This is a genomic window from Bacteriovorax sp. DB6_IX, from assembly GCF_000447775.1.
Classification (GTDB): domain Bacteria; phylum Bdellovibrionota; class Bacteriovoracia; order Bacteriovoracales; family Bacteriovoracaceae; genus Halobacteriovorax_A.
The window spans coordinates 1-10,650 of sequence record NZ_AUNJ01000240.1 but is presented as its reverse complement, the minus strand read 5'-3'; the positions used below and the strand labels follow the sequence as shown (position 1 = coordinate 10,650).

Below are 10,650 nucleotides of genomic sequence, written 5' to 3'. Positions count from 1 at the left end.
CAGATACAATGGCCAATATCTACGCCATTTGGAAGCGTCCTGTTTCAATTGTCACTGTAAGTGAGGACAAAGAAATGAGTTACACTTACGACGGACACAGTCTAACAGAAAATAAGTAAAATAATCTTAGAGACGATTGATTTTATCAATCGTCTCTTTCATTTGGTCTGGAATATACTTTAAGATCTCTCCACGCAGTTTTTCATTGTGGACTTCTCTTTTCATACATTGGTTAATTCTATTGATAATTCTTTCTGAACCAGGGGCCTTATTGCAAATTGCATAAGCATTGATATAGGGTGTCTGTTGATTTTCTTTAATAAGAACAAAGGCGATCTTCTCTCTTTGCTCTTGTGTGAGGGCCCGAATATTGTACATAAGACCAATTGGGTAATCGAGTGCGTAGTCAAATCTCTTTCTCAGGAGCATTTTGTAAAACTTTATTGGGTCTGGATCAGTTTTCATGAGGAGTTGGGACTGGCTTGTATTAAGTATCCTTGATACGGCCTCTCCGTAAGTTCCACCTTTTACATGAGCACCCTTAAGTTCCTTATTGTTCATTAATTGAGACAGAGAAATCGCATCATTTTCAAGTTTAAGCTTTTTCAAGACATCCCTTCTTGTGACGATAAAGGAAGTTGGGATTGTAAAAACAGTACTTGAGTAAAACGAGTTGCTAATTTCGTTTGGAAACCCTCCCAAAGCGGCAATACAGTGGTTTCCCTTCTTTGACTCTAGAAAGGCCCTGATTCTTGCAAATGACAGGGCTTGGGCCTTCTTGTGAGTGTATTGTTCGAGACAGTCTTCAAGCATATTCTGATGCTTGTCACCAAAACCAAGCCCTTTATTAGGACCTGAGGTTATGTAGATTGGAGGGTAGTTAAAATTGAGCCAATTTATAGTTTGAGAGTATGTTGTCATACACACAAGCAGAGCCATGAGAGTTTTCTTCATGGGATTATTGTAGCTCAAAAGAAAGTCTCGCAATACAGGGATGATAACTCTATCCTTCATTGACCAAAGTCTTTTTTTATATAAAAATATTATTGTTCACTATTAAAAGGTACTTATTAGAATGATTCTTAGAAATATAAAAGTTCTTATTCTCTTTATTGGGCTTCTTTGCTCTTTTTCAACTCAGGCCAGAAAGTATGTTGCCATTGTCACTAAGGTTAAAGGAAAGGTAACAAAACTAAACCCTGGCGCCATGAAGGCCAATATGGTCAAAAGAGGGGATAAGCTTTATGAAGATACATCACTTGTAACTTCAAAGAGAAGTTTTGTTCGAATTCAATTTCTAGATAAGTCAAAAATTTCACTTGGGCCAAATAGTAAACTTGTGGTAACTCAATTTAAAAAGACAAAGGGTAATGTTATCTCTCTTTTAAAGGGAAGGGTTAGAACAAAAGTTCCACCAGAAAAGGGAAGAGATAAGAATAAATTCTTTATTAAGACAAGAACAGCAGCGCTTGGTGTTCGAGGTACAGAATTCCAAACAATTTATAACCCTCAAAATAAAGTGACAAACCTTCTGACTTTTGAAGGTAGCGTTGCCATGGCCAATATAAAAGATAGAAATCTCGATAAGACAGAAAAAGTTGTCCTCAAAAGAAATCACGAGAATAAAGTTCGCGTGGAAAAAGTTGAAGTATCAAAAGCATCTGATGATTTAGAAAAAATTGATCAAGTCCTAGAGAAGAAAGAAGTTGTTGTCGTCAAGGCCGGACAGTTCTCTGGAACTCTAAATAAGAATAAGAAGGTTTCTCAGCCTGTAAAGATTAACCCACAACAGCTTGGTGTCCTCTACGCAAATGAAAACCTTATTGAAAAAGATGCGAAGGAAACAGTCGTTGCAAAAGATGCTAGTAGTGTAAAGAAATATGTCAAACTCCAGCAGGCTCCTCAGGCAGCACCTCCAGAGGGTTTTTATGACAAGGTTACAGGAGATTATGCTCCAAAATCTGGGGGATTCATCGACTTAAACACTGGTCTCTATATTGCTCCAGAAGCAGATGCTAAATTTAATGAGAAGGAGCAGGTCTATGTTCCTAAGAAAATTGGAAAACTTGATGTTGAGACAGGGGAGTATGTTGCTCCAACTGGGATAAAGCTAGATGCGAGAAAGGGTTTTGTTGTTGAGTCTAAAAAGAAAGAGACAAGTAAGGTTAAAGAGGAACTTCTTGTCGCGACAAAAGATCTTAACCAGTCACTCGCCAAAGAATTATATGTTGATACGGATAAGAAAGAGAAGCTTCCAGAGTTTATAAGATACTCAAATACAGAATTGATGAGTAAGGATATTTTTTCATTCTATCTTGGAGGAAACTCAACACAACTTGATCTCTCTCCAGTTCAACAAAATACAGAGGACGAGCGCTTAAGTCTTGAAGGTGCTTCAGAACTAGGGCTTGTTTGGAAAATGGCCGGAAATGGATTCTTAAGACCAGTAGTTGATTTTTCTATGACAAGTACTAGTTACGATAATGAAGTGAGATATAGTCATCGCTCTAATAAGCTCTTCAAGCTTGGTCTAGGAGCGCATATGTATTTAAATTCAAGATGGAACCTAACAGCTGATTACTCAGTTGTTCAAGAAAATCTTCCTTCTGAAATTAGAAGTAACTCAGGGGAGCTTTATAAGGTTTCATTCACTTCTCTAGGTCTTGGAGCAGAAGGTGTTCTACTTAAAACAGGACAATTTGATATTACGACTCAGCTTAAGGCCCTTGTTAACTTTCATAAGAGTGCAGCCGAGTTGAGTATTAAGAATGGTTATGGATTCTTTGCAAGTCTTGGAGCTGGTTATTGGTATAAGAGAAATCATTACTTCTCTTTTAATCTTTTTAATGAGTATCGTTATTTCGATGTCACACGACTTGATGTAAGTGATTCTGTTAAGTACAAGACTGTTGAACTCTCTAAGAATGGTCTAAGGTTGCAGTATTCTTACATCTTCTAATTGAGGGTCTCTAGCAATATCCATCTCTAAGATATCACCCTGACGAATGAATATATTCTCTCGAATTGGTGAATAGCTTTTCTTTGTTGTGAGCTTCTTTATCGTGTCGATAACTTTTGTACGAGGGTTTTTAAGTTGAGATACTGTCTCAGCATAATCATCCCAAATGAGCGATTGCAAGTGGAGCCAACAATTCATCCCATCATATCTTAAGCAGGCCGTATCGCTTGATTTAAGCCATTTTCTATCCTTGAGTGTGAGATAGATATAGCTTTCAATGATGAGGGCCTCAAAGGGCATTTTCTTATTATAGAGAAAGTACAATTCTTCGATTTCACGTTGGGCACGGTAGAAGTTCCCTTCTTGAATGAGTAGTGCTGTCTTTAAGAGTTTTTGCTCCCTTGTGTGACTTGCCGGTGGTACCACTTTACTTGAAGTTAATCTTGCATTCTTCCAGTTTTCTGTAAGCCAAGAAATTGCTGTCAGTAGCTGGCTATTATTTATCGAAAAAGGTCTTCTCTTATTGGCCGACATAGAATGAGCATAAGAAGTTTTGAATTCTCCTTTCTTAGCTTCAAGTAGCGCCTTGAGATATGAAGAGTTTGAGTTATTGATATCTTCGATAAATTCTTTGGCCTTATCATCTTTATTCGCAATATAGAGCACATACCCCATAAGAGTTCTAATGACATCATCTTGAAAGGCCGCATCCGGAAGAAAGTGGAAGTATTCTGCGGCCAGGTCTTCAATGTTAAAGAGTATGACATACTTCAACCAACTTCTGGTCTCATCAAGTGATGTAAATTTCTTTGTTGCAAACACCTTATTCTCATAAAACTTTGGATCAATAGTGTTGGCCTTTATTTTTTCAAAGAATTCATCATTCAGATATTTAAACCATCTAAATCTTGTTTTGGTATAGGCAAAGTTTCTATTTTGGCAGCGATTCATCTCTAGCTTAAGAGTATTATTTTTCTCCAGGTGAAGCATTGAAGCTACGCGAAGGACGCAAATTTTGTCATAGTACTCATTAGTTAAGAAAATATCTTTTGAGAGAATTTCATAAGTCGTTTTAAAGTCACCAATTGTAAAGTGAGCGAGGGCCAAGTACCTTTGAATGATAGGGATAAAAGGAGTATCTTGGTATTTGATTAAAGTAAGATTTAGAAGTTCAATAGCTCCTTGCACGTTACCATTAAAGAGAGAAAGTTTCGAAGATTTAATATTATTTAAAAGAGTTTGTCTTCGCTGCTGATCCATGCGAAAGAAGAACTCTCTAATTTCAACATCGTTATAAATGCTCCAATCTAAATCATCGTCTAGGCTATTGAGAATTTTGGTTCTCGAATTCAAAGCTTGTTCACTTTGAGCATAAGCAAAGTGAGTAAAAACTTGAGTGAATAATAGTATGATAATGAAATTTCTCATACTAAACCTTTCGGGAATAATTCCGATAACTTAAATACTAAGGATGGACTAAGGTTATAAAGTGAAGCTTTTAAAGATGAAACTGATTATTATAGTCGGATTATTATTGTCGGCTTTTACTACTTCAGCAATTGATGTTGATAGTAACCTTGTTATCAATAATTATCCCTTTTATTCGCGTATTACAGAACTTCACCAAAAAGAGCTTGAGAAAGTTGACCAAAAGTGGATTGACTTAATTAAGTATTATAGGGCCTTCTATGTAGAGGGAGAGAATTTATCATTCTATTGCAAATCAGACCCTAAGGTTTATTACAAAGATCGTTGGCAAAGAGAGAGTGTCATTACTTCTTTTATGGCCACACTTCAAATGATTCTTCTTGAAAATACAATACAGGCCATGGCCCAGTACTCTAAAGAACTCGAATTCTCTGAAGATGAGTATGAGGGGCTTTATTCAAATGCTATTGCTTCAAGTTGTAGTGCTAATATCTCGGTCATGGGTCATAGGCGTATCAAAAAGTATTTCAAAGACAGTTTTGAAAAGGGAAATTACCAGCTTCCATCCATTGAAGGTAATCCGCTTTTTACTAAGAAGATTAATATTAAGCAGTCTAAAGAAGAACGTCTTGTTCGAGAGCTCTATTATACTCTTGGTCTGTTTAAAGCAGCTTGTTCTTGGGGACAGCGCTTTGAGACGCCACGTTTATTAGAAAAACTTTTAAAGAACCCTGTCGTGGCCGCTTATATTACTCGTCAGATGAACTCTATTGAACTTAAAAGAGATAAGGGACAGGGACTTGAGATGCTTCAAAGAAATGAGCAGACAACAAAAGTTCTCTGTGATGGACTAATATGCCGTAAGAAGAATTTTAGAGACTTTAATTTGGAATTTCCAAAAGGAATTGGCTCTAGTAGTTACTTCGATGATATGAAGGCCCTATATTGCCAGGATATCAGAGATCTTAAAGCGGAAGACGAGCCTGAGTTAGCGAGTCAGTATAAAGAAGTTTTTAATGAATACTCTGGTGATAAAGAGACAAGATTGATTTCACAATTTGTGGCTCTTATTACTAAGTTTAGTGACTTCAACGTGTGGACAGATAATAAGACAATTCTGACTCAATATTTGAAATCAGGAATGGAGTATTTCTGGGATACTTGGGCAAAGCAGACTGTTGATAAAAGGGTTCAAAATCTTAGTTATGAAGAGCCTCTTGTTCTGAAAGTTGTGGATAGAGATCTGTTTTTAAATCCTCGAGAATTTAAGCCTCATGTTATTATGGATCTTAATAGTGGTGAGTTTGATGAAGAGATTTCAATCAATGGAAAACTTCGCTTTAGGTTTTATATTGAGATACCAAAGAATGATATGAAGTGGTTTTATTTTGAGTATCGCGACGAAAATAACCTGGCCGAACAAATAAAGCGAATTGATCAAAGACTTCAGTACTATGTAGAATATAGCTATGCAAAGTTTAAGGATAAGTTCTCATCCTATATTATCAAGGGTGATCTAACTGAGCACATTGCTAAAGAACTCAAGATGCAAATAAATGAGATTAAGACAATTAATATGGATCATTTTAAAGGAAATATGGTTCGTATTCCGGTTGATGTGAATGTGAGCCCATTCGCTTTGATTTATCTCAAGAATAAAAATTTAATGCGTTACTACCTAGATCGTGAGAAAAAGCGTCATAAGGACTTTGAATTACAGAATAGAATTGATTCTATGGCCGAAAAATCAAAAAAGTGATAAATAAGAGCTGTGACAAAGTCAAAAGAACAGAAAAATTCAAAAACTCAACTTCCTTCTGTTGATCTTGAGCAACTTGAGAGCTCTGAGTCTCATAGTGTTTCGGACTATGAAGTTCTCCCAAGTCTTGATGACCAGGAGCAGGATTCACTTTCTGAATCTAGTGAAGATGATTTTATCGAAATCACTCGAAGCGATAAAGATGAATCGGAGACAGATTCAAGCGAGGAAGAGTTAAATCTTCCAATTCTTTCAGAAAAGCTTCCAGCGCTAAGTGATCCGTCTTCAAATAAGTTAAATCAATATCTTAAAGAGATTAGCCGCTATGATCTTCTTTCTCGTGAGCAAGAGCTTGCGCTTGCCAAGGCCCTAAAAGAGACGGGAGACGTTGAAATAGCAAAGAAGCTCGTTGTTTCGAACTTACGCCTCGTTGTGAAAATTGCGATGGAGTATAAGTACGCTTATAGCAACGTCATGGATCTTATCCAAGAGGGGAATGTTGGTTTAATGAAGGCCGTCTCTCTCTATGATCCAGATAAGGGGGCGAAGCTCTCTTACTACGCTAGCTGGTGGATTCGTTCATATGTTTTAAAATTTATTCTAGATAACTTCCGTCTTGTAAAAATTGGGACTACCAATGATCAAAAGAAGCTCTTCTATAATTTAATGAGAGAAAAGCAGCGCCTTTTGAGTATGGGAATTGATCCTGATCATAAGACCCTTGCTGAAAATCTTGATGTCTCAGAGAAAGCTGTGGCCCTAATGGACATGAGGTTAGGTGAGTCTGGAAGCGAAATTAGTATCGATCACAAGGTCTCAGATGAGAGCTCACAGACTTTTGGTGACTTTCTCTCTAGTGGTGAGGACTTTACAGAAGATATCTCATATCAGCAGAGCCTGAATTTATTACAGGATAATCTAGATGATTTTATCTCGACTCTGAAGGAGCGAGACCGTGAAATCTTCCAAAAACGCCTGCTAGATGAAGCTCCTGCGTCATTACAGGCCATTGCTGACGATTATGGCGTCTCCCGAGAGAGAATTCGCCAGATCGAAGCCCGTCTTTTAAAGAACTTAAAGCTTTACATGGGGAAGTTTATTCGTTAGTATGCTCCAATATTTCGCCCATTTCTCGGTTTCAAAAATAATTTTGCTACTGGGTTGTAGGTCTGTATAAGGAGAAAATTATGATTACTACTGAGCAAACTGCTGCACTAGTTAAGGAATTCGGAACTGAGTTTGGTTCTGGTGAAAAAGATGCTGGTTGTGCACCAGTACAAGTTGCAATTCTTACGACAAGAATTAACAACCTAAAAGGTCACTTCGACAAGCACATCCACGACTACCACTCAAATAGAGGGCTTCTAAAGCTAATTGGTAGACGTAGAAGACTTCTTAAGTACATCGCTAAAAATGATACTGAAAAGTACCAAGCGGTAATTAAGAAACTTGGTCTAAGAAAGTAATTCAATTTTACATTTCTATAGAAAACAAAGGCTCCTCATGGAGCCTTTTTTTATTTCCAAGGTACCAGTATCTTTTTCTCATGAGACTTGCGTTAAATGACACAGACCTCATAAGAAAAAGATACTGGTACCTTGGTCGCCTTGGTTGTGCCATGGAATATGGTCGTTCTTATTTGTGTTTTCTTCGTGATATCAATAGCTTGGAAAAAAGACTCAATTTGTGTTCATAGATAGCCGATAATTATAGACAAGTTCTTGATAAGATTGGGGAATCAGACCATTAAAAAGATCGTGTTTATTCTATTTATACAATTGTCCTTTTCGGCCTTCGCTGGAGAGTTTCATCATTTCTCAAAGACGGAAATAGAGAATTCCTCATTCAATAAAATTAATGCCATTTATCAAAGCTATGTCTCTTTCTTTATTAGAATGGAGAGAGATTCTATTTATGATAAGAGTTTCGATTCTAATAAGAAGAGTCTAAAGAAGAATCTAGAGTGGAAAAAGAAATTTCAAAAACAAGTACTTTTCAATATCTTCTTTAGTGAGGCCATCGCTACGAGTGGACTAAAACCGTGTTTCTTTGGAACATGGGAATCAGTTATTGAGTATGGAAAATGTCAGCATCCCGGAGTTAATCCAAACTCAGGTTATAAATCGAGTTGTGGAAGTGGAAAGTTTCAATGTAACCCAACTTTCTTTGGTGAAGGTATTTGTGTTGATGTTGATTCTCAATATAGTAATTTAGCAAATTCTTGTTTTAAAAATAGTGGTGGTTCTTTAGCCGATGTCAAAGATAGGATGTCTGGTGATGATTTTCAAAATATTCAAAATACTGTTGAAAGGATTTGTTCTAGTTCAAATGGAGTGTACGAGGCCTGTGATCTTCTCACTAGTGCAGTAAAAGACATTGCCAACGCAAGAGATATTAGTCCATCTCTTAATGGGCTTGTCGATGGTTTAGGTAATGCTCTTGAACAGATTAATCCTATTGTGAGAAAAAAAAGCTGCTTTGAATTTAATCAAGTCTCGGAGTGTCCAGAAGTCTTAAAGGATTCATTGAGTGATATGTACTGGAATGGTACAGTTGGTGCTATAAATGTAGTGGATCAAAATGTAAGAGAGTTCTATAACTACGTGACTAATGATGATTCTAAAGTAAGTGATTTTAGAGATCCTCGTGCGGCGTGTGATCATTCTGAAAAGTTGAGTGGAACTCCTGATGATATTACAAGGGCCTTACTAACGGAGTTTCCTGATGACTTCCAATTGAAAGATTTTGCTCCTGGATGTTTTTCGAAGAGTGAAGTGAATGAACAAATTGAAAATAGAAGAAAGGATGAAGATTTAAAACTGGCCCAGGCCTATATGCAAGTTGATTTCAATAAGAAGAATCAAAGAATTAAAAAAGCCTACAAAGACCTACTAGATGCTCATACACAACTAGGAAACCTTGTTGATACTGCTCCTGTCGAATGTAAGAGTATTAAGAATCAAACAACATCAAATTATTGTGAAAAACTCAAGTCTTGCCACGGTAAATCAGGAAATCGATTTCAAGATAAAGTGGATGAGACGAGTATTGCATTTGAACAAATAAGGCACCTCGAATTATTAAAGTCTGATTCTAGCCAGCCTCAAGAATTAAGGGCCCAAGCGCAAAATGGGATTAACCAGTTACTTGAAATTTATCCTTTGTTAAAGGGGAAACACCTTGCTCGTCTTAGACAGGAATATAGTTCAAAAGGTAAGAGTGTTCCTTCTGAACTGTTACAAACGCGTGTGCAAAGGCAGCTGAATGATTCAAAAGATAAGATTGTAAAAAAAATGCGAGATTTAGATCGAGCGCAAGAATGTCTTATTGGGCAGTCTGATAATTGTAAGGATTTTGACAAGATTTTAAACTCTATAAAATATGGGCGTGACTATTCAGCTCCAACAAAAGATAAGCACCTTAGAAGTGCTAACAACTTTTACTCTTGTGTCGAAAATATGAAAGATGCAAGAAATGAGGCCAATGCCGTTCTAGATGATGTCGCTATTGGTATTGCTCTAAGTTTTACTCCAATGGTTGCCGTTAACGCCATTAAATTGGCGGCCACGGCAAGTCGTAGTATTAAAGCCGCTGCTCAAGCAGGAAAGCTGACTAAGCGTGCTCATCAGGCTGCCTTTGCAGCTGACATGAGCTATTCAATAGGAATGGGCGTTGATGAATTCAATCGCTGTGCTGAATTTGAAAGAGATCTTAAGGCCTATGATGGCAAAGAGCTTAACCAATGTTCAGATATTGATATGAAAATGGTGTCTGCGACTAATGTTTCTCGATGTACTTCGCAAGCGGTATTAACGGCAGCTCTTATAGGAGGTCCCGTTGCGGCATTACCTGTTGTAAAATTTGCGGCCAAGAAGTTTAAGGGACGAAGCTCAGCTAGTGCACATCCTGGAAGAGGTGATATTGATGGTAGTGAGGTTCTCGCTAGCTCAAGACCAATGAGTTCTTTAACGGCGAAAGTTCAAGTTGCTCTAGGAAAGGTAAAAGATCGCTTTAGAGGTGGAAGCCATGATATTCTTGATGACTTTGCCAAGGAAGAGTTTCTTTTAAAACAGGGATATACACTCGAGCAAGTTGATGCGGTCACAAGGGCATCTCTTATTAAGAGTGGAGATATTGCTTCTGGACAGAATCAAGTCTTACTGACCGCTGGCTTTGATGATAAGGCCATAAAGCTTTTACGTTCGAATGGTCTTTTAGATGTAAGTGATGCTCGTATTCATAGAATGTCGACTATTCCTAAAATGGTTAATGCTAGAGTTAGAACTGGTGGTTTTGTTTCTATTGTTGGACCAGATGGGAATATTATTAATGGCCGCGTTCTGGCCGATTTGGTGGCGGTAAATTTAAAGTCGTCTATCCTAATGGTGATAAATATTTTTCTAAAGAAGTTCTCGTAGACAATATTTATCAGCCTATTGCTGTTGGAAAATCAATTCTCTTTCCAGATCCTAAGGGTGGTGTTTCAGAGCATATTATAGAAAGA

The 10,650-nt window shown here is 37.3% G+C and carries 7 protein-coding genes; 5 read left to right on the top strand and 2 right to left on the bottom strand.

Annotated elements, in window-relative coordinates; translation table 11 throughout:
• Positions 1 to 126: 126 nt before the first annotated feature.
• Positions 127 to 954, bottom strand: a complete 828-nt coding sequence (locus tag M901_RS07255) for a hypothetical protein (RefSeq protein ID WP_198295362.1) — start codon at positions 952 to 954, stop codon at positions 127 to 129.
• 121 nt (positions 955 to 1,075) lie between these two features.
• Between M901_RS07255 and M901_RS07250 the strand changes: the two genes are divergently transcribed.
• Positions 1,076 to 2,959: a FecR domain-containing protein gene (locus M901_RS07250; protein WP_021277535.1), complete on the top strand. Its 1,884-nt coding sequence runs from the start codon at positions 1,076 to 1,078 to the stop codon at positions 2,957 to 2,959.
• On the opposite strand, the gene M901_RS07245 is transcribed toward M901_RS07250, so the two are convergent.
• Positions 2,930 to 4,387 (bottom strand): hypothetical protein, encoded by a 1,458-nt coding sequence (locus M901_RS07245; protein WP_021277536.1) that lies wholly within the window; start codon positions 4,385 to 4,387, stop codon positions 2,930 to 2,932. The two genes, M901_RS07250 and M901_RS07245, sit on opposite strands and share 30 nt — an antisense overlap.
• 76 nt (positions 4,388 to 4,463) lie before the next feature.
• Between M901_RS07245 and M901_RS07240 the strand changes: the two genes are divergently transcribed.
• From M901_RS07240 to M901_RS07225, 4 genes are all read left to right on the top strand, one after another.
• Positions 4,464 to 6,146, top strand: a complete 1,683-nt coding sequence (locus tag M901_RS07240) for a hypothetical protein (protein ID WP_021277533.1) — start codon at positions 4,464 to 4,466, stop codon at positions 6,144 to 6,146.
• A 12-nt stretch (positions 6,147 to 6,158) separates the two neighbouring features.
• Entirely contained in the window at positions 6,159 to 7,253 is a 1,095-nt protein-coding gene (locus tag M901_RS07235; protein ID WP_021277532.1) for an RNA polymerase factor sigma-32, read from the top strand.
• An 80-nt stretch (positions 7,254 to 7,333) separates the two neighbouring features.
• The gene (rpsO, locus tag M901_RS07230; RefSeq protein WP_021277539.1) at positions 7,334 to 7,612 is read left to right on the top strand and encodes a 30S ribosomal protein S15; all 279 of its coding nucleotides are present in this window, start codon (positions 7,334 to 7,336) and stop codon (positions 7,610 to 7,612) included.
• Between the two features lie 291 nt (positions 7,613 to 7,903).
• On the top strand, positions 7,904 to 10,564 hold the full coding sequence (locus M901_RS07225) for a hypothetical protein (protein WP_021277537.1): 2,661 nt from the start codon (positions 7,904 to 7,906) through the stop codon (positions 10,562 to 10,564).
• The last annotated feature ends 86 nt before the right edge of the window (positions 10,565 to 10,650 follow it).

What these genes read in the sequence shown, in the direction of transcription:
- M901_RS07255 (WP_198295362.1), bottom strand. Translation starts at nt 954, where the DNA reads ATGAAGAAAACTCTCATGGCTCTGCTTGTGTGTATGACAACATACTCT.
- M901_RS07250 (WP_021277535.1), top strand. Translation starts at nt 1,076, where the DNA reads ATGATTCTTAGAAATATAAAAGTTCTTATTCTCTTTATTGGGCTTCTT.
- M901_RS07245 (WP_021277536.1), bottom strand. Translation starts at nt 4,387, where the DNA reads ATGAGAAATTTCATTATCATACTATTATTCACTCAAGTTTTTACTCAC.
- M901_RS07240 (WP_021277533.1), top strand. Translation starts at nt 4,464, where the DNA reads ATGAAACTGATTATTATAGTCGGATTATTATTGTCGGCTTTTACTACT.
- rpsO (WP_021277539.1), top strand. Translation starts at nt 7,334, where the DNA reads ATGATTACTACTGAGCAAACTGCTGCACTAGTTAAGGAATTCGGAACT.